Source organism: Paracoccus angustae, assembly GCF_042648745.1.
Classification (GTDB): domain Bacteria; phylum Pseudomonadota; class Alphaproteobacteria; order Rhodobacterales; family Rhodobacteraceae; genus Paracoccus; species Paracoccus angustae.
Window position 1 is genome coordinate 29,829 of the sequence record NZ_JBHRXY010000007.1, and the last position, 25,046, is coordinate 54,874.

General features: G+C 68.1%; 22 protein-coding genes and 1 tRNA gene. 10 read left to right on the forward strand and 13 right to left on the reverse strand.

Features of this window, described 5'->3' with window-relative positions; all coding sequences use genetic code 11:
- The first annotated feature begins 72 nt into the window (after nt 1–72).
- From ACFOM8_RS10635 to ACFOM8_RS10650, 4 genes are read left to right on the forward strand one after another with little or no spacing between them, the layout of a single operon-like run.
- Nucleotides 73–1,905 (forward strand): TonB-dependent receptor plug domain-containing protein, encoded by a 1,833-nt coding sequence (locus ACFOM8_RS10635; RefSeq protein WP_377761334.1) that lies wholly within the window; start codon nt 73–75, stop codon nt 1,903–1,905.
- A complete protein-coding gene (locus tag ACFOM8_RS10640; RefSeq protein WP_377761335.1) occupies nt 1,892–2,680 on the forward strand; it encodes an ABC transporter substrate-binding protein in 789 nt (262 codons plus the stop codon). Before ACFOM8_RS10635 ends, ACFOM8_RS10640 begins: the two co-directional genes overlap by 14 nt.
- On the forward strand, nt 2,677–3,663 hold the full coding sequence (locus ACFOM8_RS10645; RefSeq protein ID WP_377761336.1) for a FecCD family ABC transporter permease: 987 nt from the start codon (nt 2,677–2,679) through the stop codon (nt 3,661–3,663). The genes ACFOM8_RS10640 and ACFOM8_RS10645 overlap by 4 nt, the downstream gene beginning before the upstream one ends.
- The gene (locus ACFOM8_RS10650; RefSeq protein WP_377761468.1) at nt 3,660–4,400 is read left to right on the forward strand and encodes an ABC transporter ATP-binding protein; all 741 of its coding nucleotides are present in this window, start codon (nt 3,660–3,662) and stop codon (nt 4,398–4,400) included. The genes ACFOM8_RS10645 and ACFOM8_RS10650 overlap by 4 nt, the downstream gene beginning before the upstream one ends.
- On the opposite strand, the gene parA is transcribed toward ACFOM8_RS10650, so the two are convergent.
- Together parA and ACFOM8_RS10660 are read right to left on the reverse strand one after the other, a co-directional pair.
- Nucleotides 4,397–5,032: a ParA family partition ATPase gene (parA, locus tag ACFOM8_RS10655; protein ID WP_377761337.1), complete on the reverse strand. Its 636-nt coding sequence runs from the start codon at nt 5,030–5,032 to the stop codon at nt 4,397–4,399. The genes ACFOM8_RS10650 and parA overlap by 4 nt on opposite strands.
- A gap of 78 nt (nt 5,033–5,110) precedes the next feature.
- Nucleotides 5,111–5,434, reverse strand: coding sequence for an antibiotic biosynthesis monooxygenase family protein (locus ACFOM8_RS10660; RefSeq protein ID WP_377761338.1), 324 nt, complete (start codon nt 5,432–5,434; stop codon nt 5,111–5,113).
- Between the two features lie 120 nt (nt 5,435–5,554).
- Between ACFOM8_RS10660 and ACFOM8_RS10665 the strand changes: the two genes are divergently transcribed.
- Nucleotides 5,555–6,595 (forward strand): dipeptidase, encoded by a 1,041-nt coding sequence (locus ACFOM8_RS10665; protein ID WP_377761339.1) that lies wholly within the window; start codon nt 5,555–5,557, stop codon nt 6,593–6,595.
- Between the two features lie 76 nt (nt 6,596–6,671).
- Here ACFOM8_RS10665 and ACFOM8_RS10670 read toward each other — a convergent pair whose 3' ends face one another.
- Complete coding sequence (locus ACFOM8_RS10670) at nt 6,672–7,940, reverse strand: helix-turn-helix domain-containing protein (protein ID WP_377761340.1); 1,269 nt, start codon at nt 7,938–7,940, stop codon at nt 6,672–6,674.
- Between the two features lie 115 nt (nt 7,941–8,055).
- Nucleotides 8,056–9,285, reverse strand: coding sequence for a 5-aminolevulinate synthase (gene hemA / locus ACFOM8_RS10675; RefSeq protein WP_377761341.1), 1,230 nt, complete (start codon nt 9,283–9,285; stop codon nt 8,056–8,058).
- A gap of 166 nt (nt 9,286–9,451) precedes the next feature.
- On the opposite strand from hemA, the gene ACFOM8_RS10680 reads away from it, so the two are divergent.
- Nucleotides 9,452–10,837: a M20/M25/M40 family metallo-hydrolase gene (locus ACFOM8_RS10680; protein ID WP_377761342.1), complete on the forward strand. Its 1,386-nt coding sequence runs from the start codon at nt 9,452–9,454 to the stop codon at nt 10,835–10,837.
- An 87-nt stretch (nt 10,838–10,924) separates the two neighbouring features.
- On the opposite strand, the gene ACFOM8_RS10685 is transcribed toward ACFOM8_RS10680, so the two are convergent.
- Nucleotides 10,925–11,545 (reverse strand): lytic transglycosylase domain-containing protein, encoded by a 621-nt coding sequence (locus ACFOM8_RS10685; protein ID WP_377761343.1) that lies wholly within the window; start codon nt 11,543–11,545, stop codon nt 10,925–10,927.
- A 302-nt stretch (nt 11,546–11,847) separates the two neighbouring features.
- Between ACFOM8_RS10685 and gatB the strand changes: the two genes are divergently transcribed.
- Together gatB and ACFOM8_RS10695 are read left to right on the forward strand one after the other, a co-directional pair.
- Nucleotides 11,848–13,362 (forward strand): Asp-tRNA(Asn)/Glu-tRNA(Gln) amidotransferase subunit GatB, encoded by a 1,515-nt coding sequence (gene gatB / locus ACFOM8_RS10690; protein WP_377761344.1) that lies wholly within the window; start codon nt 11,848–11,850, stop codon nt 13,360–13,362.
- A gap of 83 nt (nt 13,363–13,445) precedes the next feature.
- Nucleotides 13,446–13,880 (forward strand): DUF4177 domain-containing protein, encoded by a 435-nt coding sequence (locus tag ACFOM8_RS10695; RefSeq protein ID WP_377761345.1) that lies wholly within the window; start codon nt 13,446–13,448, stop codon nt 13,878–13,880.
- 3 nt (nt 13,881–13,883) lie between these two features.
- Here the strand turns inward: ACFOM8_RS10695 and ACFOM8_RS10700 are convergent, their stop codons facing one another.
- The 8 genes from ACFOM8_RS10700 to ACFOM8_RS10735 form a co-directional block, all read right to left on the reverse strand.
- The gene (locus tag ACFOM8_RS10700; protein ID WP_377761346.1) at nt 13,884–14,678 is read right to left on the reverse strand and encodes a class II glutamine amidotransferase; all 795 of its coding nucleotides are present in this window, start codon (nt 14,676–14,678) and stop codon (nt 13,884–13,886) included.
- A 65-nt stretch (nt 14,679–14,743) separates the two neighbouring features.
- Nucleotides 14,744–15,043, reverse strand: a complete 300-nt coding sequence (locus ACFOM8_RS10705) for a DUF1330 domain-containing protein (RefSeq protein WP_377761347.1) — start codon at nt 15,041–15,043, stop codon at nt 14,744–14,746.
- Nucleotides 15,040–17,697, reverse strand: coding sequence for an alanine--tRNA ligase (gene alaS / locus ACFOM8_RS10710; RefSeq protein ID WP_377761348.1), 2,658 nt, complete (start codon nt 17,695–17,697; stop codon nt 15,040–15,042). The genes ACFOM8_RS10705 and alaS overlap by 4 nt, the downstream gene beginning before the upstream one ends.
- Nucleotides 17,698–17,856: 159 nt before the next feature.
- Nucleotides 17,857–18,927 carry a recombinase RecA gene (gene recA / locus ACFOM8_RS10715; RefSeq protein ID WP_377761349.1) on the reverse strand — a complete coding sequence of 357 codons (1,071 nt, stop codon included), beginning with the start codon at nt 18,925–18,927 and terminating at the stop codon, nt 17,857–17,859.
- Nucleotides 18,928–19,107: 180 nt separating this feature from the next.
- A complete protein-coding gene (locus ACFOM8_RS10720) occupies nt 19,108–21,198 on the reverse strand; it encodes an ATP-binding protein (RefSeq protein WP_377761350.1) in 2,091 nt (696 codons plus the stop codon).
- An 80-nt stretch (nt 21,199–21,278) separates the two neighbouring features.
- Nucleotides 21,279–22,421 (reverse strand): RsmB/NOP family class I SAM-dependent RNA methyltransferase, encoded by a 1,143-nt coding sequence (locus ACFOM8_RS10725; RefSeq protein ID WP_377761351.1) that lies wholly within the window; start codon nt 22,419–22,421, stop codon nt 21,279–21,281.
- 6 nt (nt 22,422–22,427) lie between these two features.
- Nucleotides 22,428–23,597: a nucleotide sugar dehydrogenase gene (locus ACFOM8_RS10730; protein ID WP_377761352.1), complete on the reverse strand. Its 1,170-nt coding sequence runs from the start codon at nt 23,595–23,597 to the stop codon at nt 22,428–22,430.
- Between the two features lie 63 nt (nt 23,598–23,660).
- A tRNA-Leu gene (locus ACFOM8_RS10735) sits at nt 23,661–23,747 on the reverse strand.
- Between the two features lie 9 nt (nt 23,748–23,756).
- Between ACFOM8_RS10735 and lipB the strand changes: the two genes are divergently transcribed.
- Together lipB and ACFOM8_RS10745 are read left to right on the forward strand one after the other, a co-directional pair.
- A complete protein-coding gene (gene lipB / locus ACFOM8_RS10740) occupies nt 23,757–24,494 on the forward strand; it encodes a lipoyl(octanoyl) transferase LipB (RefSeq protein ID WP_377761353.1) in 738 nt (245 codons plus the stop codon).
- A 102-nt stretch (nt 24,495–24,596) separates the two neighbouring features.
- Nucleotides 24,597–25,016 (forward strand): c-type cytochrome, encoded by a 420-nt coding sequence (locus tag ACFOM8_RS10745; RefSeq protein ID WP_377761354.1) that lies wholly within the window; start codon nt 24,597–24,599, stop codon nt 25,014–25,016.
- Nucleotides 25,017–25,046 lie beyond the last annotated feature (30 nt).

Here is a 25,046-nt window from a genome sequence, read left to right on the forward strand (position 1 = left end):
TCCGGCGGGTTCATTCCCCGGACGAACCGCATCGCGCCCGGCCCCGCCCGGGTTTCTGGAAGGATGTCCTTCGTGACGCCAAGACCCCTGGTCCCGACCCTGACCGCAGCCCTGTTTCTGACCACCGCCTTGTCCGCCTCCGGGCAGGACGCCCCCCGGGACGCCATCGTCCTGGACGACATCACCCTGACCGCCAACCGCGAACCTGTCGAGTTGAGCCGCTCGGGCAGTTCCGTCTCGGTGCTGACGGAAAACGACCTGCAAGGCCGCGCCGGCCAGCCCTTGTCGCGCAGCCTGACAAGACTGCCCGGCGTCACTCTGCGCCAGCAAGGGCCGCTGGGCACCACGGGATTTCTGGAGGTTCGCGGCGCGCCGGGCCGCTATGTTCCCGTGGTGATCGACGGGATCGAGGTTTCGGATGCGACCGCCCCGACCCCGGCCTACGACATCGGCGGCCAGATCACGGCGGGCATCGGCCGGGTCGAATTGCTGCGCGGCGCGCAATCCGCGCTTTACGGGTCGCGCGCCATCGCCGGCGTCCTGACGCTGGAATCCCTCCGCCCGACCGAGGACGGCTTGCGCCACCACTTCGGGATCGAGGCGGGCAGCTATGACACCCTGACCGCCAGCTATGGCGCGACGCTGCGCCGCGACGGCACCGATCTGGCCTTCCAGGTCAGCCATGTCCGCACCGACGGCTTTTCCGCCCTGGACGAGAACAACGGCAACTTCGAGGAAGACGGGTACGAGGCGACGCGCCTGTCCTTCTACAGCGCGCATCGGCTGGACAACGGCGTCACCATCGGCTTCAACGGCTTCTGGGAAGACAGCACCGCCGACTTCGACGATTTCAGCGACGTGGCGGGCACGCCGGGCGACGACTATTCGGAAAACGAATCCTACGGCCTGCGCGGCTTTGCCCGGTTCAGCACCGGCGCGGTGGATCACGACATCGCCCTGACCCGCTATCGCATCAGCCGCGACAGCTATTACAACGGCTTTCCCGTGTCCTATGCCGGCACCCGCACCAGGCTTTCCTGGCAGGGCGCGGCCGATCTGGCCCCGGGCGTCCGGGCCGTCTTCGGCGCCGATACCGAAAAGGAGAAAGCCGAAGGCAACGGCGACGCCCGCCTGACCGGCGTTTTCGTTGAAACGACCACCGCCTTGAGCGACGACATGGACATCACCACCTCGCTGCGCCGCGACGACCATTCCCGCTTTGGCGGCTTCACGTCGGGTCGCGTGGCCGCCGTTTACCGCGCCGACAACGATCTGCTGTTCCGCGGGGCGCTTGGCAACGGCTTCCGCGCGCCGTCGCTTTACCAGCTGTTCGACCCGTTCTACGGCACCGCGACCTTGGAACCCGAGGAAAGCCGCACCTACGAACTGGGCGTCGAAAAGCAATGGGGCGACAGCCACCTGCGCGCGACGGCCTTTTGGCTGAAGACGGACAATCTGATCGGTTTCGATGACAACGGCACGCCCTCGGATTGGAACGACGACCTTTATAACCAGGTGCCCGGCATCGCCCGCCGCCGGGGCGTGGAGATCGACGGCCGTTACGCCTTCGGCGCGGGCCATGCGCTGACAGCCAGCTATTCCTTTATCGACAATCAGACCGACGTGCCGGACTGGGCCAGGGCGCCCGAACGCGTCCTGAACCTGGGCGCCGAGACGACCTTCGCCACCGGCACCACGGCAGGCATCGACCTGCAACACGTGGCCGGGCGGGCGGCGGGCCTGGACGACTTCACCACCGTCGATCTGCTGGTCAGCCATTCCGTCCGCGGCAATGCCACCGCCTATCTGCGATTGGAGAACGTCCTTGACGAGGATTACCAGTGGGTCAGCGGCTATGGCACGGCTGGCCGGGCGGTGTATGCGGGGCTGCGTGCGTCGTTCTAGGGCCATCCTGGCGGCGGTCCTGATCGCCGCCGCATGTCCCGCGGGGGCGGCGCCGCAGCGCGTGGTGTCGATGAACCTGTGCAGCGACCAGCTGGCGATGATGCTGGCCGCGCCGGGGCAGTTGCTGTCCGTCAGCACTCTGGCCCAGGATCCGCGCCTGTCGCCGATGGCGGACCAGGCGGCGGGCTATGCCCCCAACAGCGGGCGGGCCGAGGAAATCTATCTGATGCGCCCCGACCTGGTGATCGCGGGCACCTATACCCCGCCCGCCACGGTGGAGATGCTGCGCCGCCTCGGCGTCCGGGTCGAGGTGCTGCCCCCGGCCGAGACCTTCGACGCCATCCGGGCCGAGATCGCGCGCATGGGCGAGCTGCTGGACCGTCCGGCCGAGGCGCGGGATCTTCTGGCCCGCTTCGACGCGGATCTGGACGCCGTGCGCCGCCCCGCCGGCCAGGGCCGCGCGGCGCTTTATTACGCCAACGGCTTCACCTCGGGGCGGGACACGCTGGCCGGGTCGATCCTCGAGGCGGCGGGTTACGCCAACATCGCCGCCGACCATGGCATCACCGCCACCACCGCCCTGCCGATGGAACTGCTGGTCATGGCACAGCCCGACCGGCTGATCACCGGCGCCAAATGGCCCGGCCAGTCGCGGGGCGAGGCGATCCTGGACCATCCCGCGCTGGCCGCCGTCCAGGCGGAACCTCAGGTGACCGGCCGCGACTGGATCTGCGGCACGCCCTTCGTGACCCGCGCCATCCGGTCGCTGGAATGAAGGGGCTGTTCCTGGCCCTTTCGGCCATGGCGGCGGCGCTGTTCGCGGCCTCGCTGCTGACCGGACCGGCGGGGCTGCCCCCGGCGGAATCTCTGCGCGCGCTGGCCTTGGGCGGCGAGGGGCCGCTGCCCATCGTGATGCGCGAAATCCGCCTGCCGCGCGCGATCCTGGGCGCGGCCGTGGGCGCGGGCCTGGGGCTGACCGGGGCCGCGCTGCAAGGCTATCTGCGCAACCCGCTGGCCGAACCGGGTCTGATCGGAGTGTCCGGCATGGCCGCCCTGGGCGCGGTTATCGCGATCCACACCGGACTGTCCGCGGCCGCCGCGCTGGCCCTGCCGCTGGCCGCCTTGGCCGGCGCGGCGGGGGGCGTCGCGCTTCTGACGGCGCTGGCCGGACCGCGCGGGGGTTCGGTCACGCTGATCCTGGCGGGAGTGGCGATTTCGGCGCTGGCAGGGGCAGGCACCTCGCTGGTGCTGAACCTGTCGCCGAACCCTTACGCCGCCAGCGAGATCGTGTTCTGGCTGATGGGATCGCTGGCCGACCGATCCATGCTGCATGTGTGGCTTGCCCTGCCGCCGATGGGGCTTGGCGCCATCCTTGTTCTGTCCGCCCGCCGCGCGCTGGACGCGCTGACCCTGGGCGAGGCTGCGGCGCAGGCGCTTGGCGTCGGCGGACCGCCGCTGCGCTGGCGGCTGATCGCGGGCACCGCCCTGATCGTCGGTCCCGCCACGGCGGTGGCCGGGGCCATCGGCTTCGTGGGCCTGGTCGTGCCGCATGTCCTGCGGCCGTTCGTGGGCGCGCGCCCCTCGGCCCTGCTGCCCGCCTCGGCGCTTGGCGGGGCGGCGCTGCTGCTGGCCTCGGACATCGCGGTGCGGCTGATCGTGCCCGACCGCGACCTGAAGCTGGGCGTGCTGACCGCCATCGTCGGCGCGCCGCTGTTTCTGCACCTGATCTGGAAGACCCGCAGCGGGGGGCGCGTCTGATGGTCCTGACTTTGACCGGCCTTTCCGTCACCCGCCGCCGCCGTCCGGTGCTGCACGGGGTCAACATGATCCTGAAGCCGGGCGAATTCGTCGGCCTGATCGGCCCCAACGGCGCGGGCAAATCCTCGCTGATGGAGGCCGCGCTTGGTCTGATCCCCTTTTCGGGCCGGTCTTCGCTGGCGCGGATGCCGCCCGACCGCCGCGCCCGCCACGCCGCCTATCTGCCGCAGGCGCGCGAGATCGCCTGGCCCGTCAGCGTCGCCGATCTGGTTGCCCTGGGCCGCATCCCCTGGCCCGGCGGCGGGCGCAGCGGCGTGGACCGCATCGCCATCGACGCCGCCATCGCCCGCATGGGGCTGGAGCCGTTCCGCAAGCGCACCGCCCTGCGCCTGTCCGGGGGCGAACAGAACCGCGCCCTGATCGCCCGCGCGCTTGCCCAGGACACCCCCCTGCTGATCGCGGACGAACCCGTCGCCGGGCTGGATCCGGCGCAGCAACTGGCCTGCCTGCGGCTGTTCCGGGAACTGGCCGGGGAAGGCCGGACGGTGCTGGCCTCGATCCACGACCTTGGGCTGGCGGCGCGGTTCTGCACGCGCCTTGTGCTGCTGGCGGGCGGGCATGTGCTGGCCGACGGCCCCGTTGACGGGGTGCTGCGCGACGAGTTGCTGCGCCGCGCCTTCGGCATCAGCGTCCGCCGGATCGAGACGCCGGACGGCCCGGCGATCCTGCCGGTCTAGGCCATTGCCGACAGAACCTCGTCGGTCAGCTTGACGATCTCGTCCCGCGCGGGGCCGCTCCGGGCGCGTTCCAGGGCGCCGACGCCCTGCCCCAGCGTTTCCGCGTAAAGCACCCGGTTCGCCAGCTGCGTCCCCGCGACCTCGGCCCCCAGGTCGGCCGCCTTCTGCGCGACCTCGGCGGACAGGCGGGTGTTGGGGCGCACGCGGTTCATCACCACCAGAACGCGGGCCTTCTCGCGGCGCGCCAGATCCAGCACGCCCTCGGTCGCCCACAGATCCACATGGCTGGTTGCCACCGGCACCAGCACCAGATCGGCCACCCGCAGCGCCGGGCGCAGATCGCTGTCGATCTTGGGCGGCGTGTCGACGATCACGAAATCGAACCGCTTTTTCAGCTTTTCGGATTCGTAGCTGGCCCCCCAGGCCGACGAGGTGGAAAAATCCATCGCCTCGTCCTCGCCCCGGGCCTGCATCCGCTCGACGAACCAGCGGCCCAGACTGCCCTGCGGGTCGGTATCGACCAGCGCCACCGAATGGCCGCGTTCGTGCAGGCTGACGGCCAGGTTGACGGCCAGGGTCGTCTTGCCCGACCCGCCTTTTTGCTGCGCGACCGTGATGATCCTGCCCGCCATCGTGACTCCTGCCGGTTGACGCCCGGGCAAGTTAGCGGCGGGCCGCCGCGATTGCACGGCCTTTCTGCGGATGCAGCATCATCGGTCGAAGACGGCCTGGACCTCGTACATCACCGGCTCGAAGCTTTTGCACATGCCGTTGATCGCGCGGTTGCGCTGGCGCATGTCCTCGCTGCGCAACATGGCCTGATAGTCCTTGCGGTCGCGCCATTGCGAATAGGTGGCGATGCGGGTCTGCGCGTCGTTCAGGTGGATCGCGCCCGACACGAAGCCAGGCTGGCGGCGGATCACCTGATCCCAGGCATCCGTCAGCAGATCCAGCACGTCATGGGCGCTGCCGGGCGTCACTTCAAAGGTGGTGATCACGGTCTGGCCGTCGAAATCGGGGCGGATGTCGGGCATGGCTGGCGTCTCCTGTGGCTTGCCGGGGCCAGCCTAAGGCCGAATCGCGGGCCGCGCCAAGCGCGGCCATTGCCGCCCGCACCCGGATGTGCATGGTCGGCACAAACCAAGGAGAAGCGGATGATCCCGGTATTCGACGGCCACAACGATTTCCTGCAACGCGTCGTGGCGCAAGGCCCCGCCGTCTGGACGACCGGCGACGGCACCGGCCACCTGGACCTGCCGCGCGCCCGTGCGGGGGGGCTGGTGGGCGGCTTTTTCGCGATCTGGATCCCGGCGCCGCTGAACCCGAACGACGCCGCCGCCGTGGCGCTGATGGAAAACCCGCCCTACGCGATGCCCCTGCCGCCCCGGATCCCCTTTGCCGAGGCCCTGCCCCATGCCTTCGCCCAGGCCAGCGCCCTCAAGGCGCTGGAGCGGACGGGCACGCTGAACATCGTCACCTCGGCGCGCGCCATCCGCGAAACCGTGGCCGCGGGCCGCATCGCCGCGATCATGCACATGGAAGGGGCCGAGGCGATCCCCGACATGGACGCGCTGCATCTGTGGCATGGGGCGGGCCTGCGTTCGCTGGGGCCGGTCTGGTCGCGCCCGACCGTTTATGCCGATGGCGTGCCCTTCGCCTTTCCGTCCTCGCCCGACACGGGCGCGGGCCTGACCGACGCGGGCAAGACCCTGGTCCGCGAATGCAACGGCCTGCGGATCATGCTGGACCTGTCGCACCTGAACGAGGCGGGGTTCAACGATGTCGCGGCGCTGTCCGACGCACCCCTGGTCGCCAGCCACAGCTGCGTCCATGCGATCAGCGAAAGCAGCCGCAACCTGACCGACCGGCAGTTGCGGATGATCGCCGACAGCGGCGGTCTGGTCGGCCTGAACTTCGCCTCCAGCTTCCTGCGCGAAGACGGCCGCCGCCTGCCGCTGGAAGGCCTCGACACCATGCTGCGCCATCTCGATCACCTGCTGGCGATCCTGGGCGAGGATGGCGTGGCGCTCGGATCCGACTTCGACGGCGCGCTGATGCCGCGCGACCTGCCCGACGCCGCCGCCCTGCCCGCCCTGCTGGCCGCCATGCAGCACCACGGCTATGGCCAGGATCTGATCCGCAAGATCGCCTGCGACAACTGGATCGCCCTTCTGGAACGGACCTGGGGCGAATAACGCCCTGCGTTCACCTTTGTGCAAATATCCCGGGGGTCTGGGGGCTGGCCCCCGGCCATCGCGGGACGCGGGCCGGCTATTCGGTCGCGGTGGTCTGCGCGTCCGGGGCAGGCGCGGCCTGGGCCACCGCGACCATCTGCGCCAGTTCGGGATCCGCGTTCAGATCCGCCAGGGCGTACTTGCCCGTCACGTTCTCGGGCGACAGCTTGATGTTTTTGACCACCTGCGGCCCGGGCGCGGCGGGACCATAAGTCCGGCCGTTCACTGCGAAATAGACCGCGCCCGAATTGCCCGTGCGCAGCACCGGCGGCTCCTCGAGGCTGGGCAGCGTGAAGCGTTCGCCCGCATCCATGATCTTTTCCAGCAGCACCGTGCCATCGGCCGAGGTGACCCGGACCCAGGCCGGGCGGGCGGCCAGCAGCTCCAGCGCCGGGGCGTCGGGCGCCACCGTGATCGCGGCGGCCTGTTCCGGCATCGGCGGGCCGAAGGACGCCTGCGCGGCCTCGGCCAGGGCCTGCTGGATGGCGGTCGCGGCTTCCGGCGCGGTTTGCGCGACGGATGCCTGATCGGCGGTCAGGGCCTGGGTCAGGCCGGGGTCGATGGCGGCGATCGGCCCGTCACGCGCCGTCAGAACCGGAGCCTCCAGGATCTGCGGGCGGTAAAGGCGGTCAAGCCCCTCGGGCTGCGGCAGGCTTTCGGCCAGAGCCGTGGTGCCGGACATGTCCAGCGGCGGTTCGGCCATGCCCGCGCCTTCGGCCGGATCCAGCGCCGTCACCACGCCCGGCGCGTTCTCGCCCGGTGTCAGGGTGACGCGCTGCACCTCTTGCAGGACCGACCAGCCGCCATAAGCCAGGCCGCAAACCAGCGCGGTCAGCACCAGCACCGCGCCGATGGCGCGCGGCTCGACATCGGACCAGAAACTTTCCTGCTGGGGGATGAACAGCGCCTTGGGATTGGCCAGGGCCTCGACCGGGTCGGATGGCCGCTTCGCGGGCTTCGGTCCGGCTGCCGCGGGCGCCATGCCATGGGTCGGCTGGAAGCCGGATTCCAGGCAGAACCGGCGAAAGGTCCAGTCGGGATCCATGCCCAGATAACGCGCATAGGACCGGACATAGCCCGACACGAAGGATGGCGTGTCAAAGGCGGTGATGTCGCAATTCTCGATCGCGGCGACATAAGAGGCACGGATGCGCAACTCTCGCTGCACATCCAGCAGCGACTTGCCCAGCGTTGCCCTTTCGCCCCGCAGGATGTCGCCAAGGCGCGTGTCGTCGTCGAGGAAATGGTCCACTTCCTCCACCCGCAAATCCTGTTCTGCCGGGTTCTCAGCCCGCAGCCTGCTCATTTTCTCGTCTGCCTCATAGCCCGATGCAGGAACACCGCCCCGAATCGAACGGTTCCTTGCTTTTCATTAACCCGAGCTTATCACGCAAGCGAGAGCAGTTCACCAGGCGAATTGGCTATGCGCTCATTTCCTGCCGGTTGAGTGCGCAATGTGACCACAGCCTGTCCATCGCCTTGACCAGATGATCGATCTGGCGCGGCGCATGGACGGGCGAGGGGGTAAAGCGCAGCCGTTCCGTGCCGCGGGGCACGGTCGGGAAATTGATCGGCTGGACATAGATGCCATAGTCGCGCAGCAGCATGTCCGACAGCATCTTGCAATGGACCGGATGGCCGACATGAACCGGCACGATATGGCTGCCGTGGTCGATGATGGGCATTCCCAGCGATTTCAGCCGCATCTTCAGGATCCGGGCATGCAGCTGCTGCGCGTCGCGCAGGTGCTGGCCTTCGGCGCCCTTCAGGAAGGCAATGGAGGCGGCCGCCCCCGCCGCCACCGCGGGCGGCAAGGACGTGGTGAAGATGAAGCCCGGCGCATAGGACCGGATGGCGTCCATCATCTTGGCCGTGCCCGCGATATAGCCGCCGAAGACGCCAAAGGCCTTGCCCAGCGTGCCGTTGAAGATGTCGATGCGGTGCGTCAGCCCGTCGCGCTCGGCCACGCCGCCGCCGCGCGGCCCGTACATGCCGACCGCGTGAACCTCGTCCAGATAGGTCAGGGCGTTGAATTCGTCCGCCAGGTCGCAGATCGCCTCGATCGGGCCGAAATCGCCGTCCATCGAATAGATCGATTCAAAGGCGATCAGCTTGGGCAGGGTCGGATCGTCGGCGGCCAGCAGTTGCCGCAGATGGGCCACGTCGTTGTGCCGGAAGATGCGCTTGGCGCCCTCGAACCGCTTGATCCCCTCGATCATCGAGGCGTGGTTCAGTTCGTCCGAATAGATGATCAGTCCCGGGAACAGCTTGCGCAGGGTGGACAGCGTGGCGTCGTTGGCGGTGTAGGCGCTGGAAAAGACCAGGGCCGCCTGCTTGCCGTGCAGGTCGGCCAGTTCGGCTTCCAGCCGCTTGTGATAAACCGTGGTGCCCGAAATGTTGCGCGTCCCGCCCGAGCCCGCGCCCACCGCGTCCAGCGCCTCGTGCATCGCCTCCAGCACCACCGGATGCTGGCCCATGCCCAGATAGTCGTTGCCGCACCACACGGTGATGTCCTGCTTTTCGCCGTCGGGGCGCGTCCACACAGCCTGGGGGAACTGACCCTTCACCCGCTCGATGTCGATGAAGGTGCGATAGCGGCCTTCCTCATGCAGCCGGCCGATAGCCTGGTCCAAGGCGGCATCATAGTTCATTACGGGCGTTCCCTTGCATAGCTGGCTGGGTGCAATCATTGTCAGATCGCGCGCGGTCCTGCGTTGATACATGTCAAATGCCGAAAATGACAGGTCGAAATTGTCGCACGGGGACCAAAGGACCATGCGCGAAACCTATCGAATGACTCGGAAAAGAGGGACGAAGATGGCGCGAAACGCAAGATTGGACGAGGTTCTGGCCCGGCTGGATCAAGGACTGGACGCGGCTCTGGACAGGCTGGCGGCCTTTCTGCGGATCCCCTCGATCTCGACCGATCCGGCCCATGCCGGCGACGTGCGCGCCGCCGCCGAATGGCTGCGGGACGAACTGGCGGGGATCGGCTTCGACGCGGCGGTCCGCGACACGGCCTGCCACCCGATGGTGGTCGCCCGCTCGCGGCCCGGGGGCGCCCGGCCCTTGCTGTTCTACGGCCATTACGACGTGCAGCCGGTCGATCCGCTGTCGCTGTGGGACCGCCCGCCCTTCGATCCCCGGATCGAGGACACGCCCGCCGGCCGCGTGATCCGCGCCCGCGGCGCTTCCGACGACAAGGGCCAGCTGATGACCTTTGTCGAGGCTTTCCGGGCCTGGCGCGACGTGCATGGCGCATTGCCGTCCGACCTGATCCTGCTGTTCGAGGGCGAGGAAGAGTCCGGCTCGCCGTCCTTGCGGCCCTTCCTGCACGAGAACGCCGCCGAATTGCGGGCATCCCTGGCGATGATCTGCGACACCGAACTGTTCGGCGGCACCCGCCCCGCCATCGTCACGCAGCTGCGCGGCCTGGTAGGCGAGGAGGTCGTGATCCGCGGCGCCGACCGCGACCTGCATTCGGGCCTGTTCGGCGGCCTGGCGGCCAACCCGATCATGGTTCTGGCGCAGGCGCTGGCCGCGCTGAAGACCGGCGATGGCCGGATCACCCTGCCGGGCTTCTATGACGGCGTTCAGGATCTGCCGCCCGACCTGCGCCGCGATTGGGAATCGCTGGGCTTCGACGTCGGCGCGATGCTGGGCCGCGTGGGCCTGTCCCACCCCGTCGGCGAAAAGGACCGGATGCCGGTCGAGATGGCCTGGAACCGCCCCACGGCCGAAATCAACGGCATCACCGGCGGCTATGCCGGAGACGGCTTCAAGACCGTGCTTCCGGCCGAGGCGCGCGCCAAGGTCAGCTTCCGCCTGACCGGCACCCAGGATCCGGCCCGCATCCGCGCGGCCTTCCGCGACCATGTGCGGAGCTTCCTGCCGCCCGACTGCACGGCGGAGTTCCACGAGCACGGCGGCAGCCCGGCCAGCGTCATGGACACCTCGGACCCCGCCTTCGCCGCCGCCCGGCAGGCCCTGGGCGAGGAATGGGGGCAAGAGGCCGCCTTTATCGGCAGCGGCGGCTCGATCCCCATCGCGGGCGACTTCAAGACGATCCTGGGAATGGACTCCATGCTGGTCGGATTCGCCCGCGACGACGACCGCATCCATTCCCCGAACGAGAAGTACGATCTGCAAAGCTTCGCCAAGGGAGCGCGGTCCTGGGCGCGCATCCTGGCCGCCCTGCGCTGAGAAGAAAGGGCGGGAACCCCCGCCCTTCTTCTTTGTCCGAAATACCCTGGGGTGAGGCCCGGAACGGGCCGAGGGGCAACGCCCCTCCTACGCCTGCGGCCTGCAATAGCTCTGGCTGCTGGTCCAGGCAGCGATGTCGGCGCGCTTCGAGGCATTGCGCAGCGGCGCCCAGTCGCGCGCGATCCCGCGCCAGCCGTTGCCGTCATGGGCGACCGCATTGTCGCGCGCCACCTGCCGCGACATGATCTTGACCGCGCAGGACATATTGTCGCCGCCGTTCTTGATGTTGCCGTCGCAGCCATAGTTGCGCCAGGTCGCGGGCGCGATCTGCATCAGCCCCAGCCATTTGCCGCCGCCGCCGCTGGCCTGCGGATTGTAGGTGCTTTCGTGCTTGGCCACCGCCGACAGAAGCCCCGCCCAGAAGGCCTTGCGCCCCGTCGGGTTCAGTTGCGCGTAGTTCGGGCAAAAGGCGTCGATGTCGTTCGGTACGCGCGACAGGATCGTGACCCCTTCCCGGTCCAGCGCCGACAGCGTGGCCTTGGTCCACTGCTCCGACCCTGCAGTCTGACCCCACCGCATCGGCGGCTGGTTCGCCAGTTGCATCTGCTGTGCCTCGGACGCGGCCTTGCTTTCGGATTGCGGGGTCGTCGTGGATTGGCACGCAGCCAGGAAAGCCAGGGCGGCAAGGGGCACAAGCGCAGAGCGCATCCGGTCCTCGTGGGGTTGTTTCGTCGCACAAACCCATATCCCGGTTGGATAAACTGGCAAGGTGGCAGCGGAACCGTCGGCGGCATCACGCCAAGGACACGAACCCCCATGCTCGAAAATCCGCCGAAACGGATCATGGGACACGCGCGGTTAACGATTTGCCCGCGCTTTTCTGCCAGCCGCGTGATTCGCACCGGCGGAAGATCGTGACGATTTGCGCCCGCCGCCCCCGTGACATCACCGGCGCGCTGACCTAAAAGACCTGCACCAGCAATACTCGCCCGACCCATCCGAGGTTTCCGATGCTTGACCATCTTTCCTTCACAGCCCCGCAGCCCAAGACCATCGCCGGGGCCAAGGGGGACTGGGAACTGGTGATCGGGCTCGAGGTGCATGCCCAGGTGGCGTCCAACGCCAAGCTGTTCTCGGGCGCATCGACCGGCTTCGGGGCGGAACCGAACAGCCATGTCGCCTTTGTCGATGCGGCCATGCCGGGAATGCTGCCGGTCATCAACGAATTCTGCGTGGCCCAGGCCGTGCGAACCGGGTTGGGGCTGAAGGCCGCGATCAACCTGCGCTCGGCCTTCGACCGCAAGAACTATTTCTACCCGGACCTGCCGCAGGGCTACCAGATCAGCCAGCTTTACCACCCCATCGTGGGCGAGGGCGAGGTGATCGTGGACATGGCCCCCGGCGTCGCCCGCCGCGTGCGCATCGAACGCATCCACCTGGAACAGGACGCGGGCAAGTCGATCCACGACATGGATCCCACCATGTCCTTCGTGGACCTGAACCGCACCGGCGTGGCGCTGATGGAGATCGTCAGCCGTCCCGACATCCGGTCCCCCGAGGAAGCGGCGGCCTATGTCGCCAAGCTGCGCCAGATCATGCGCTATCTGGGCACCTGCGACGGCAACATGCAGAACGGCAACCTGCGCGCCGACGTGAACGTCTCGGTCTGCGCGCCCGGCGCCTATGAACGCTACCAGGAAACCCAGGACTTCAGCCACCTGGGCACGCGGTGCGAGATCAAGAACATGAACTCGCTGCGCTTCATCCAACAGGCCATCGAACACGAGGCCCGCCGCCAGATCGCCATCATCGAGGACGGCGGCACGGTTGTCCAGGAAACCCGCCTTTACGACCCCGACAAGGGGGAAACCCGGTCCATGCGCTCCAAGGAGGAAGCGCATGACTACCGTTACTTCCCCGATCCCGACCTGCTGCCGCTGGACATCGAACAGGCCTGGGTGGACGACATCGCCCGCGCCATGCCCGAACTGCCGGACGAGAAGAAGGCGCGGTTCGTCAAGGAGCTGGGCTTGTCGGAATACGACGCGGGCGTGCTGACGGCCGAGGTCGAGAATGCCGATTTCTTCGAGGCCGTGGCGCGCGGCCGCGACGGCAAGCAGGCGGCGAACTGGGTCATCAACGAATTGTTCGGGCGGCTGAACAAGGAAGGGCTGTCGGTGGAAACCTCGCCGGTGTCCGCGGCCCAGCTTGGCGGGGTGATCGACCTGATCCAGTCGGGCGACATTTCCGGCAAGATCGCCAAGGACGTGTTCGAGATCCTGTGGACCGAAGGGGGCGATCCCGCGCAGATCGTGGAATCGCGCGGCATGAAGCAGGTCACGGATCTGGGCGCCATCGAGGCCGCCGTGGACGAGATCATCGCGGCCAATCCCGTTCAGGTCGAAAAGGCCCGCGCCAACCCCAAGCTGGCCGGCTGGTTCGTGGGCCAGGTGCTGAAGGCCACCGGCGGCAAGGCCAACCCGGCCGCGGTCAACGAGCTGGTCGCCAGGAAACTCGGGATGTGACGGGTGCGGTTCCGGCGTCCGGAACCTCGGCCGCAGCATCAGGTTATCGCGGGACGCAGCCGCGCATCAAAGGGAGCATCGCCTTGGGCCAGTTCGAATACAGCGTCATTCCCGCCCCGTCTCGCGGCGAAAAGGCCAAGGATGCCAAGACGCCGGCGGATCGCTATTCGGTCGCCCTCACCCTGGAGCTGAACCGGATGGCGCGCGACGGCTGGGAATATGTCCGCGCCGATGTCCTGCCGTCCGAGGAACGCAGCGGCCTGACCGGGCGCAACACGGTTTATCACAACCTGCTGGTCTTCCGCCGCACACTCGCCGTTCCCGCCCCGTCGCAGGCCCGCCCGCCGCAGCCGGAATATCCCGCCGCGGCCTCGCCCGCGCGCGCGCCGGAACCCGTGCCCGACCTGCCGCCTGCCGCCGCTCCGCAGCCCAGCGGCCATGCCACCGTGGTGTCGGGGGAACCCGCCATGGGAGAGGCCACGCCCCCTGCCCCGCGCCACGCCCCTTCGCAGGGGTAAGGATCAGGCCGCGCGGGCCTGCGCCTGCGGCAGGAACGGCTGGATCGTGACGCTGCCCTGGTCGAAGATGCAGAAGCTGCCCGGCGGCACCTCGGTCCAGTCGTTCTCGTCGGTTTCCAGCGGTTCCGACACCACGGCGCGCCCGTTGCGGGTTTGCGACCAGCGGTGAAACAGGCTGGGCGCCCCGTCGTCGCTGGCATGGCGGATCGCATAAAGCCTTTGCCCGTCCGAGAAGGCGCAGGCGGCCCGCACAAAGGGCGCGCTGCCCCGACGCATCGCCAGATCGGTCAGCCGCGCGACCGCGCGCTCCATGGCGCCCTTGGGATCCAGGTCAAGGCCCTCGCCCAGGGCGATCAGGAACAGCGCCTCGCTGTCGGTGGCGCCCTTGCGGTGGGCGTAAAGATCGTCGGGGATCATCCCGTCGGCATCGCGGCGGAACGCGTCATAGCCGCCGAACTGCCCGTTGTGCATGAAGCTCCAGCGGCCCGAGACGAAGGGATGGCAATTGTTGCGGCTGGTCGCCGTCCCGGTCGAGGCGCGGACATGGGCCATGAACAGTCCCGACCGCACCTGCGCGACCAGGCTGTGCAGGTTCGGGTCCGACCAGGCGGGCATCACGTCGCGATACAGCCCCGGCTCGGGCCGTTCGCCATACCAGGCGAGGCCGAAGCCGTCCGCGTTCACCGGCGTCACGCAGCGCCGCGCCCCCTGGCTTTGCCGGATCAGCGAATGATCCGGGCGGCTGACGATTTCCTCGAGGAAAATCGGTTGGCCCACATAGGCGGCCCAACGGCACATGATCCTGCCCCTTCGCGTTTCTGTGTTATGCGTCAGAAATACCACGAAAGGATGACAAACAAAGCCTATTCCGCTGGCGGAGGCGTTTCCTCGACGATCACAAGGTCGCGTTCGGACGCGCCCTTGGCATGAGCCAGCGCCGCCTGGTATTCGCTGCTGTTGTAACAGGCAACGGCGGCGTCAAAGCTGGGAAAGCGCGCGACCACGTTGCGGGGACGCTCCGCCCCCTCCATCTGCTGGAACCGCCCGCCGCGCGCCAGGAAAACCCCGCCATGCGCGGCGATGGCCGGACCGGCGGCCTGGGCGTATTTCGCATAGGCCTCGGGGTCGGTGACGGTCACATGGGCGATCCAGAGCGCGGTCATGCCGTTTCCTCCAGCAGTTTCTCGACCTGGGCGATGGCGTCGTCGGCAGCCGCAAGACTGGGCGCGCCGCCCTGCGCCCGGTCGGGCCGCCCGCCGCCGCCCTTGCCGCCAAGCGCGGCGGTGGCGGTCTGCACCAGCGTGACGGCGCTGATCCGGTCCACCAAATCGGGCGTCACCCCTGCCGCGACCGTGGCCTTGCCCTCGGCCTCGGCCAGAACCAGCACCGCGCCGCTGCCAAGCTGCGATTTCATCTCGTCGACCAGGGCGCCCAGTTCCTTGCCGCCGACGCCCTCGACCTTGCGGCCGATGAACTTGACGCCGCCGATGTCCTTGGCGGCCTGGGCCTGGCCGCCGCCCATGGCCAACTGGCGCTTGAGTTGCGCGACCTCGTTCGCCAGCGCCTTGCGTTCCTCGGCAAGCGCCTTGACTCGGTTCACGACATCGCCCGCCTGCGCCTTGAGGATGCCCGCGATTTCCGACAGCTGGCTGTCGGAATGGCGCAGATGCGCCAGGGCGGCCTGTCCGGTCAGCGCCTCGATCCGGCGCACCCCCGCGCTGGATGCGCTGTCGCCCAGCAGCGCAAAGGCCCCGATGTCGCCCGTGCGCACGACATGCGTGCCGCCGCAAAGCTCCAGCGAATAGGTGTGGCCGTCCGTTCCCTTGCCGCTGTCGGTCAGACGGCCCATCGAGACGACCCGCACCTCGTCGCCGTATTTCTCGCCGAACAGCGCCTGCGCGCCCAAGGACCGCGCGTCGTCGGGCGTCATGATGCGCGTTTCCACGGGCGCATTCTGGCGGATGAAATCGTTCACCTCGGCCTCGACCCGCGCCAGTTCCTCGGGCGAGACGGCGCTGTTGTGGCTGAAGTCGAAGCGCAGCCGGTCGGGCGCGTTCAGGCTGCCGCGCTGCGCGACATGCGCGCCCAACGCGCGGCGCAGCGCCTCGTGCAGCAGGTGCGTGGCCGAGTGGTTGGCCCGGATGGCGCTGCGGCGGGCGTGATCGACCGAAAGCGTGGCGCCCTGCCCGCGGCTGATGGTGCCCAGCGTCACCTCGGCCACGTGCAGGAAGACGCCCGCGACCTTTCTGGTGTCCGTCACGCGGGCCGCGCCGGTTTCCGTCCTGATCAGCCCGGTATCGCCCACCTGCCCCCCGGCTTCGGCGTAAAAGGGCGACTGGTTCACCACGATATGCACCGTCTGGCCTTGCTCGGCCTCGGCCACGTCCGTCCCGTCCGCCACCAGGGCGAGGATCTGGCCCTCGGCTTCCTCGGTGTCATAGCCCAGAAACTCGGTCGCGCCGTGCTTCTCGGCCAGCTCGAACCAGATGGCGGCGTCCTTGGATTCACCCGAACCCGCCCAGGCGGCGCGCGCCTTGGCCTTCTGCTCGGCCATGGCGGCGTCGAAGCCGGCGGTATCGACCGACCGGCCGCGCTCGCGCAGCGCGTCCTGCGTCAGATCCAGCGGGAAGCCATAGGTGTCATACAGCTTGAAGGCCGCCTCGCCCGGCAGGTTCGCGCCTTCGGGCAGGCGGGCCAGTTCGTCGTCCAGCAGCCGCAGCCCGCGGTCCAGCGTCTGGCGGAAGCGGGTTTCCTCGCTGCGCAGCGTTTCCTCGATCAGCGCCTGCGCGCGGGTCAGTTCGGGATAGGCAGCGCCCATCTGGCGCACCAGGGCGGGCACCAGCTTGTGCATGACCGGGTCCTGCGCGCCCAGCATGTGCGCGTGGCGCATCGCCCGGCGCATGATCCGGCGCAGCACATAGCCGCGCCCCTCGTTCGACGGCATCACCCCGTCCGCGATCAGAAAGCTGGTCGAGCGCAGGTGGTCGGCGATCACCCGGTGATGGACCTTGCCCGGCCCGTCTGGATCGGCGCTGGTCGCGTGGGCGCTTGCCTCGATCAGCGAGCGCATCAGGTCGGTGTCGTAATTGTCGTGCTTGCCCTGGAGCAGCGCGCCGATCCGCTCCAGCCCCATGCCGGTGTCGATCGACTGCATGTCCAGCGCGCGCATCGAGCCGTCCTCGAACTGCTCGTTCTGCATGAACACAAGGTTCCAGATCTCGATAAAGCGGTCGCCGTCCTCGTCCGCGCTGCCCGGAGGGCCGCCCCAGATATGATCGCCGTGGTCATAGAAGATCTCGGTGCAGGGACCGCAGGGGCCGGTCGGGCCCATCTGCCAGAAATTGTCCGAGGTCGGGATGCGGATGATCCGGTCGTCGGTCAGGCCCGCGACCTTTTTCCAGATGTTCGCGGCCTCGTCGTCGGTGTGGTAAACCGTGACCAGCAGCTTGTCCTTGGGGATGCCGAAATCCTTGGTCAGCAGTTCCCAGGCAAAGGGAATGGCGCCGTCCTTGAAATAGTCGCCGAAGCTGAAATTGCCCAGCATCTCGAAAAAGGTGTGGTGGCGCGCGGTGTAGCCCACATTGTCCAGATCGTTGTGCTTGCCGCCCGCGCGCACGCATTTCTGCGCGGTGGTCGCGCGCTTGTAGTCGCGGGTTTCCACCCCGGTGAACAGGTTCTTGAACTGCACCATGCCCGAGTTGGTGAACATCAGCGTCGGGTCGTTGCGCGGCACCAGGGGCGAGCTGTCGACCACGCGATGGCCGTTGCGCTCGAAGAAGGAAAGGAATGTCGAGCGGATGTCGTTCAGTGTGGGCATCGGGGGCCTTCGCAAGCTGATGGCGCGAACAGGCGCGCCGGTTTGGCGAATGGTCTATAACCCGAGGGCTGCCCTGTCCAGCAATCGCCATTCACGCTTGCCGCAGGACAGGCGCAGGAAACCGCGCGGGCATCCCTGCCCGCGCGCCGTTTCCGCCGATCATTCCTCGGTCAGGCTGTCGTCCTCGCCGCCCTCGACGGCGAATTCCAGGCCGTGGCTTGCGCGGATCTTGTCCTCGATCGCCATGGCCTTTTCGGGATTGTCGCGCAGGAACTGCTTGGCGTTCTCTCGGCCCTGGCCGATGCGCTCGTCGCCATAGGAATACCAGGCGCCCGATTTCTCGACCACGCCGGCCTTGACGCCAAGGTCGATCAGCTCGCCCACCTTGCTGACGCCCTCGCCGTACATGATGTCGAACTCCACCTGCCGGAAGGGCGGCGCCACCTTGTTCTTGACGACCTTCACGCGAGTGGTGTTGCCGATCACCTCGTCCCGGTCCTTGACGGCGCCGGTGCGGCGGATGTCCAGGCGGACCGAGGCATAGAATTTCAGCGCGTTGCCGCCCGTGGTGGTTTCCGGGTTGCCGAACATCACGCCGATCTTCATGCGGATCTGGTTGATGAAGATCACCATGCAGTTGGACCGGCCGATGGAGGCGGTCAGCTTGCGCATCGCCTGGCTCATGAGGCGGGCCTGGCTGCCCATCTGCATGTCGCCCATGTCGCCTTCGATTTCGGATTTCGGCGTCAGCGCCGCCACCGAATCGACCACCACCAGGCTGACCGCGCCCGACCGCACCAGCGTGTCCACGATCTCCAGGGCCTGTTCGCCGGTGTCGGGCTGGCTGATCAGCAGCTCGTCCAGGTTCACGCCCAGCTTCTTGGCATATTGCGGATCCAGGGCGTGTTCCGCGTCCACAAAGGCGCAGACGCCGCCCTTCTTCTGTTCCTCGGCCACGACATGCAGCGTCAGCGTGGTCTTGCCCGAGCTTTCCGGACCGAAGATCTCGATGATGCGGCCCTTGGGCAGGCCGCCGATGCCCAGGGCGATGTCCAGCCCCAGCGACCCGGTCGAGGTCGCCTCGATCTCGGCCACCGGGCTGTCCTTGCCCAGCTTCATGATCGAGCCCTTGCCGAATTGCCGCTCGATCTGGGCAAGGGCGCTGTCGAGCGCCTTCTGCTTGTCCGCGCTGCGCTTGTCGTTCATGTCGAAGATGCTCGCCTGTGCCATATCGTCCTTACCGTTATTTCACAGCCCGGCCGATACAGCAATCTGCCGGCTACGGGAGGTTTATGTTCACTTCTTGTTCCTGGGCATAGATGCGTTGTCGGGACGGCTTTTTCAAGCGTTATCCACAGGACGAATCATCTTTCCTTAACCATCCTTGGGCCGGAACCGTTAAGAAAGCGTTCACGCGTCCAGGCGGCGCGGCGGACCCTGCAACTGGCGGGCCACGCATTGCGCCAGTTCGTTCAGCGTGAAGGGCTTGGCAAGGAAAGTGGCGTTGGGGATCGGCTCGTGACCTTCGCCGAAAATGTCCTCGGTATAGCCCGACATGAAGATCACCCTGGTGCCGGGGCGGTCGTGCAGGGCCGCGCGGACCCAGCTTGGCCCGTCCATGCCGGGCATGACCACGTCGGTGACGAAGATGTCCACGGCCAGGGTGCCGTCCAGCAGCGACAGCGCCTCCTCGGCGCTGGAGGCCTCGTGGACGTCATAGCCCTTCAGCCGCAGGGCGCGGGCGGCAAAGGCGCGGACGGGGGCCTCGTCCTCGACCAGCAGAACGGTGGCGCGGCGTTCGGGCTGCGGGATGGCGGCCGCGGCGGGCGCCGGACGCGGGGCGGGCTGGCCACCGGCCTGGGCGGGGAAATACAGCGAGAAGCAGGTGCCCTTGCCCGGTTCGCTGTCGCAGAAGATGTAGCCGCCGGTCTGCTTGACGATGCCATAGGCGGTGGAAAGGCCCAGGCCGGTCCCCTCGCCCACGCGCTTGGTGGTGAAGAACGGCTCGAAGATCTTGTCGCGCAGGGCCGGGTCGATGCCGCAGCCCTCGTCGGTGACGCGGATCCGCAGGTAGTCGCCCCGGGGCAGCGAGACCTTGCCGCGCGCGCCGTCGCCGCCGATGGCCGCCACGTCGGTGCGGATCTCGATGTTGCCGCCCGCGGGCATGGCGTCGCGGGCGTTGACCACAAGGTTCATGATGACCTGCTCCAGCTGTCGTTTGTCGGCGCGGATGGCGCGCAGGGCGGAATCGTGGGTGATCGTCAGCGTGACCTTTTCGCCCACCAGGCGGTTCAGAAGATGGGTGAGATCCGCCAGCACGTCGCGCGGATCCAGCGTTTCCAGCTTGAGCTGCTGCCGGCGCGAGAAGGCCAGAAGCTGGCCCACCAGCGCGGCGGCGCGGTTGGCGTTCTGGCCGATCTGGTCCAGGTCGGCATAATCGGGGTCGCCCTTGTCGTGACGCAGCATCAGAAGGTCGCAATGGCCCCGGATGGCCGTCAGCAGGTTGTTGAAGTCATGCGCGACGCCCCCCGCCAGCTGGCCGATGGCCTGCATCTTCTGGCTTTGCACGAACTGCGCTTCAAGCGTCTTGAGGGCGCTGGCGTCGTTCAGCACCGCGATCACCCCCGACTGCTCGACCGGATCGAGCGCCAGCGTGACCTGGAAATGCTGTTCCTTGGCCGCGTCGTCGGGCGAACGCAGGCGCAGCACCTCGGACCGGCCGTCGGTGCGGCGGGCGGCATGGGTTTCCGCGATCCATTCCCCCGCGGGGCGGCCGGGACCGTCCAGCAGGCTGCCGATATGCACCGGGTCCGGCCCTTCGGGCAGGCTATGGCCCAGAAGCCGCCGGGCCGCGGCATTGGCCCGGCGGATATAGCCGTTCGGAGCGATGCGCAGCAGGGCGACCGGGATCGCCTCGAAATCGTCGGGGGCTTCCTCCTCGTCCTCGTCCTCGTCCGCCGGGGCCGGGGCGGCGCTGCCCTGGCGGTGATAGGACCAGATCTGGAGGGGCGCATCCTCGGCCCGGCCAAGCGTCAGCGTGTCCCCCGAGGCCAGCGCCAGATCCGCGCAGCCCGCATAGCCCGCGCGGCGCACCAGCCCCTCCATGTCCTGGAGGGCGTCGGCCCGCAGGCCGGACACCAGCCGCAGGATGTTCTGCCCGGCAATGTCGCCGAAGCCGCTGCGCGAGGCCTCGTTCTGCAACATCACCAGCCCGTCGGAATCGCAGATCCAGACCGGCTCCGGGGCGGCGGCAACCTCGTGCCGGATCTTCGCCAGGGCCCGCCGGGCGGCCAGCCGGTCCAGCACATAGCCCAGCGAGATCACGCCCCCCAGGATATACCAGGCAACCGCGACCGTTCCAATCACCAGGGCCAGCACGCCATAGCGGCTTTGGGGCGCGACAAGGGCGGTGATGGCCGCAAGCGCCACCGGACACATCAGCAAGGGCAAGGCCACCGCGGCATTGCGCGACAAGGCCGATTGCGTTTCCCCGAGAACCATGCGCCGAGCCCCTTTCCTGTTTCTCCAGGTGCTGGGTACCGCCAAAGCGCTTAAGATTGCGTTAATGGCGGCGCGCGGCCTCATCGGCGGGCCAGCAGCGACATGAAAAAGCCGTCCCCGGCGTCAAGGGGGGTCCAGAGACGGCGCGACACCTGCGAAAATCCCGGATGGTCGCGCAGGAACGCCGCCGCCTGCCCGTCGTTTTCGGGATCGAGAACCGAACAGGTCATATAGGCCATCAGCCCGCCCGGCGGCACGTGCCGCGCCGCCTTGCGCAGGATCCCTGCCTGCAACGCGACAAGATCGCGCAGCGCCGCCTCGGTCAGGCGCCATTTCGAATCGGGCGTCCGCCGCCACGTGCCCGAGCCGGAACAAGGCGCATCCACGATCACCAGGTCGAAGCGGCCCGCCGGATCGGCGTCCAGCCGCACCTGGACCCCTGCCCGCGCGGCGCGCTGCGGCAGATCGCGCATCCGGGCCGGATCGGCGTCATGGGCGACCAGCGTCAGATCCGCGGCCCGCGCCGCCAAGGCCAGCGTCTTGCCGCCCCCGCCCGCGCAATAATCCAGGACGCGCATTCCCGGCGCCACCGGAAGGGCGGCGCAGGCCAGTTGCGGCGACAAGTCCTGCAACTCGACCAACCCGTCCCGATAGGCGCGGCCCTGCGCCAGGCGGCGTTCGTTTTCCGTCACCCGCAGGGCCGTTTCAAGGCGCGGGTCGGGGGTGGCGGCGATCCCGTCATCGGCCAGGGCACGCAGGGCCTTGGCAGGCGTGGCCTTGCGCGTGTTGACGCGCAGCCAGACCGGCGCCCGCCGCCGCATCGCCGCCGCGACAGCACCCGCATCCTCGCCCAGCGAGCCGTTCCACAAGGGACCGAGCCAGTCCGGGATGTCGGACACGCCGTGGGCCGGGCCGGCGCCCTCTCCCTCGGCCAGGGGTTCGGGGGCATGGCCCTGTCCCGTGAACAGGGCGGCAGGATCGCGTCCGGCGGCGCGCAACCCGCCGATCATCAGCCCGCGCCCGGTCAGCGCCCCGCCAAGAGCGGCATGGCTGTTGCGGCAGCGCAGCGCGTCGAACACCAGGTCGCGCACCGCCGCCCGGTCGCCCGAGCCCGCGAACCGGCTGGCCCGCGACCAGCGCAGCAAGGCCTGCTCGGCGGGCTGGCCCGCAAGAACGCGGTCCAGCACCTCGATCGCGGCGGATATGCGGGCGCCCGGCGTCATCCGCGGCTAGATGTCGCGCTGCAACAGGTCGCGGGTGAACAGCTTGTCCGCGACATCGGCCAGGTCGTCGTGGCGGCGGTTGGCGATGATCAGGTCCGACCGGGCCTTGAACGCCTCCAGGTCGCGCTCGACCGGTGAATGGAAGAAATGATCGGCCTGCAAGGCAGGCTCGTAGACGATGCAGGAGATCCCCTTGGCCTTGATCCGCTTCATGATGCCCTGGATGGCGCTGTCGCGGAAATTGTCCGAGCCTTCCTTCATCACCAGCCGGTAGACCCCCACCGTGCGCGGGTTCTGCGCGATGATCTGGTCGGCGATGAAATCCTTGCGCGTGCGGTTCGATTCGACGATGGCCGCGATCAGGTTCTGCGGCACCAGGGAGTAGTTCGCCAGAAGCTGCTTGGTGTCCTTGGGCAGGCAATAGCCGCCATAGCCGAAGGACGGGTTGTTGTAATAGTCGCCCACCCGCGGATCCAGCGCCACCCCCCGGATGATCGCATGGGGATCCAGGCCGTGGGTCAGGGCATAGCTGTCCAGTTCGTTGAAATAGGCCACGCGCATGGCCAGAAAGGTGTTGGCGAACAGCTTGATCGCCTCGGCCTCGGTCGAATCGGTGAACAGGACCGGCACGTCCTTGGAAAGCGCCCCCCGCAGCAGCAGGCCGGCAAAGCGGCGGGCCGCCTCGCCCTTGTCGCCGACAACGATCCGGCTGGGATGCAGGTTGTCGTGCAGCGCCAGCCCTTCGCGCAGGAACTCGGGCGAGAAGATGATGCCGTCGAAGCCCGTCCGGGCCCGCATCCGGCTGGTGAAGCCCACCGGCACGGTGGACTTGACGACGATGGGCGTCGCGGGCGCGTGCTGGCGGACCAGGGCGATCACCGCCTCGACCGAGGAGGTGTCGAAGCCGTTGGTGCGCGGGTCATAGTTCGTGGGCGTGGCCACGATCGCGAAATCGGCGCCTTCCAGCGCCTGCCGCGGGTCGGTGGTGGCTGTCAGGTCAAGATCGCGTTCGGCCAGAAAGCGGGCGATGTCGGCGTCCTCGATCGGGCTTTGGCGGGCATTGACGGCAGCCACCCTGCCCGTGTCGATGTCCAGCGCCACCACCGTGGACTGTTGCGCCAGCAGCACCGCGTTCGAAAGCCCGACATAGCCCAGGCCGACAACGGCAATCTTCATAACATCCTCATTCGCAACGGGCGTGTGCCCGGTTTTTGCCGCAACAACGATGTCAGGGAAAGATGGTGCGGTCGAGAAGACTCGAACTTCCACTCCGGTTAAGGAACAGCGACCTCAACGCTGCGCGTCTACCAATTCCGCCACGACCGCATCCGGGCAGTGCGGCGGGTGATAGCCGAGGCGCGGCGGATTGAAAAGGGGGATTTTACGCCCCCGCTTGACGGCGCGCGCGCGGCGGTCCAGACCGCCTGCATGGTGGACTGGATCACGGCAGACGGGCTGACCGATTACGACGCGGCCGTGGCCTTCATGGAGGCGCGGGTGGCCGCGATCCATGCGGGCCGGGCGGACGAGGCCGTCTGGCTGGTCGAACATCCCCCGCTTTACACCGCGGGCACCAGCGCCAAGGGCGGCGACCTGCTGGAGGCGCGTTTCCCTGTTCATGTCACCGGGCGGGGCGGGCAATACACCTATCACGGGCCAGGGCAGCGGATCGCTTACGTCATGCTGGACCTGAACCGGCGCGGCCGCGACGTGCGGGCCTTTGTGACCGGCCTGGAGTCCTGGGTCATCGCCGCGCTGGCCGAATTCGGCGTCGCGGGCGCGGTCCGCGACGGGCGCGTGGGGGTCTGGGTGCCGCGCCCCGACAAGGCGCCCCTGCCCGACGGCAGCCCCCGCGACGACAAGATCGCGGCCATCGGCGTCAAGCTGCGCCGCTGGGTCAGCTTTCACGGCATCGCCATCAATGTCGAACCCGACCTGACCCATTACAACGGCATCGTGCCCTGCGGGATCAGCGGGCATGGCGTGACCAGTCTGGTCGATCTGGGCCTGCCGGTCGGCATGGCGGACCTGGACGTGGCGCTGCGGCGGCAGTTCGACGCGGTCTTCGGCTGACCGCTTTTCGTCGGATGCGACCTTCTGACGGCTGGCTATTCCCGTTTGCGGCTTTATGTAGGTTGGCTGGGACTTCCAATCTTTTGGAATAGCGAGGAAAGAATGAGATTTGCGATCATTGCCGCCCTGACGGGTGCAGTCCTAGCCATGCCCGCCTTGGCGCAGGATGCCGCAAACGGCGAAAAGGAATTCCGCAAGTGCAAGGCCTGCCACATGATCCAGTCGCCCGAGGGCGAGGACATCGTGAAGGGCGGGGCCACCGGACCGAACCTGTACGGCATCGTGGGCCGTCCGGCGGGCAGCCAGGAAGGCTACAAGTATTCCGAGGCGCTGATCGCGCTGAAGGATGCGGGCGAGGTCTGGACGGTCGAGGATCTGGCCGCCTATATCACCGATCCGAACAAGTTCGTGCAGGAAAAGACCGGCGACTCGGCGGCGCGCACGAAGATGACCTTCAAGCTGAACAAGAACCAGGCCGATATCGCGGCCTTTCTGGCAAGCGCCTCGCCTGCCGCCCAGTGACGGGCTGACGCTTCCCGCGACGGGCCGGTC

Excerpts from the sequence above, each read along its gene's own strand:
- ACFOM8_RS10645 (WP_377761336.1), top strand. The coding sequence starts at position 2,677 with ATGAAGGGGCTGTTCCTGGCCCTTTCGGCCATGGCGGCGGCGCTGTTC.
- parA (WP_377761337.1), bottom strand. The coding sequence starts at position 5,032 with ATGGCGGGCAGGATCATCACGGTCGCGCAGCAAAAAGGCGGGTCGGGC.
- ACFOM8_RS10660 (WP_377761338.1), bottom strand. The coding sequence starts at position 5,434 with ATGCCCGACATCCGCCCCGATTTCGACGGCCAGACCGTGATCACCACC.
- ACFOM8_RS10665 (WP_377761339.1), top strand. The coding sequence starts at position 5,555 with ATGATCCCGGTATTCGACGGCCACAACGATTTCCTGCAACGCGTCGTG.
- ACFOM8_RS10670 (WP_377761340.1), bottom strand. The coding sequence starts at position 7,940 with ATGAGCAGGCTGCGGGCTGAGAACCCGGCAGAACAGGATTTGCGGGTG.
- hemA (WP_377761341.1), bottom strand. The coding sequence starts at position 9,285 with ATGAACTATGATGCCGCCTTGGACCAGGCTATCGGCCGGCTGCATGAG.
- ACFOM8_RS10680 (WP_377761342.1), top strand. The coding sequence starts at position 9,452 with ATGGCGCGAAACGCAAGATTGGACGAGGTTCTGGCCCGGCTGGATCAA.
- ACFOM8_RS10685 (WP_377761343.1), bottom strand. The coding sequence starts at position 11,545 with ATGCGCTCTGCGCTTGTGCCCCTTGCCGCCCTGGCTTTCCTGGCTGCG.
- gatB (WP_377761344.1), top strand. The coding sequence starts at position 11,848 with ATGCTTGACCATCTTTCCTTCACAGCCCCGCAGCCCAAGACCATCGCC.
- ACFOM8_RS10700 (WP_377761346.1), bottom strand. The coding sequence starts at position 14,678 with ATGTGCCGTTGGGCCGCCTATGTGGGCCAACCGATTTTCCTCGAGGAA.
- ACFOM8_RS10705 (WP_377761347.1), bottom strand. The coding sequence starts at position 15,043 with ATGACCGCGCTCTGGATCGCCCATGTGACCGTCACCGACCCCGAGGCC.
- alaS (WP_377761348.1), bottom strand. The coding sequence starts at position 17,697 with ATGCCCACACTGAACGACATCCGCTCGACATTCCTTTCCTTCTTCGAG.
- recA (WP_377761349.1), bottom strand. The coding sequence starts at position 18,927 with ATGGCACAGGCGAGCATCTTCGACATGAACGACAAGCGCAGCGCGGAC.
- ACFOM8_RS10720 (WP_377761350.1), bottom strand. The coding sequence starts at position 21,198 with ATGGTTCTCGGGGAAACGCAATCGGCCTTGTCGCGCAATGCCGCGGTG.
- ACFOM8_RS10725 (WP_377761351.1), bottom strand. The coding sequence starts at position 22,421 with ATGACGCCGGGCGCCCGCATATCCGCCGCGATCGAGGTGCTGGACCGC.
- ACFOM8_RS10730 (WP_377761352.1), bottom strand. The coding sequence starts at position 23,597 with ATGAAGATTGCCGTTGTCGGCCTGGGCTATGTCGGGCTTTCGAACGCG.
- ACFOM8_RS10745 (WP_377761354.1), top strand. The coding sequence starts at position 24,597 with ATGAGATTTGCGATCATTGCCGCCCTGACGGGTGCAGTCCTAGCCATG.